The following is a 258-nucleotide window of genomic DNA, read 5'->3' as shown; positions in this document are numbered from 1 at the left end:
CTGCCAGTACGCCTGTACCGAAGGAGAATTCAACAACGCCTGCCTGGTTGGCATTGGAGCTGGTGATGGACATGGTGTCGAGAACGGACTTGATGTTTTCGATACGGGCATTGTTGGTACCAGCTGCAGAAGCGATACGGGAGATGTTGACGGTTTTGAGGCCAGTGGCATCTTGCAGATCGAGACCGGTGACTGCCAGGTTGGCGCCAGCGGAGGACGAGCCTGTGAAGGCGGCGTTCAGTGTCTGGATGTTGGTCA

1 protein-coding gene is annotated in these 258 nt (G+C 56.2%); it reads right to left on the bottom strand.

Annotated elements, in window-relative coordinates:
• On the bottom strand, positions 1 to 258 hold a 258-nt coding region (locus ACO0LH_RS28665), incomplete at both ends, for a hypothetical protein (RefSeq protein ID WP_422944556.1).

It is taken from the genome of Undibacterium sp. TJN19 (genome assembly GCF_049339485.1).
Taxonomy (GTDB): Bacteria; Pseudomonadota; Gammaproteobacteria; order Burkholderiales; family Burkholderiaceae_D; genus Undibacterium.
This window is presented reverse-complemented; position numbering and strand designations above follow the sequence as displayed.